This window comes from Ursidibacter sp. B-7004-1 (assembly GCF_053654055.1).
Genome location: NZ_JBSIUP010000099.1, coordinates 1 through 375, shown reverse-complemented (window position 1 = coordinate 375; position 375 = coordinate 1). Strand labels below are relative to the sequence as shown.

Genomic DNA, 375 nt, shown 5'->3' with positions numbered 1-375 from the left:
GCAGGGGAAATATACCAATTATTATGTTGTAAACGAGCAAATGCCCCTACCCCTAAATTCCCTTGATTTTGCTTCTGTTGATTTACAGAACGATAGAAATTATGTTCAAGGTTTGCTCCAACAAGGAAACCATTACCAAATTGATAGCCTAAATTTAGCCCTGCGTTTAAGTCATTACCATAAGAGTCTTTAGCTGCGTCTCCATAAGTACGATAGCAGAAACCTTTCTCATCAGTATAACAACCTTGCTGTAAACGTTTTAAGCTATAGTATTGCTGTGCAACTGTCGCAAAACGAGAAGCTGAAAATTGCTCAATAGATTTTTTAGTAAAATCTAAGTTAAGAGGCACAATAACTGGTCTAACAACTGGTGGC

The 375-nt window shown here is 37.3% G+C and carries 1 protein-coding gene; it reads right to left on the bottom strand.

Features of this window, described 5'->3' with window-relative positions:
• On the bottom strand, nt 1-375 hold a 375-nt coding region (locus ACWIW0_RS11395), incomplete at both ends, for a hypothetical protein (protein ID WP_454453408.1).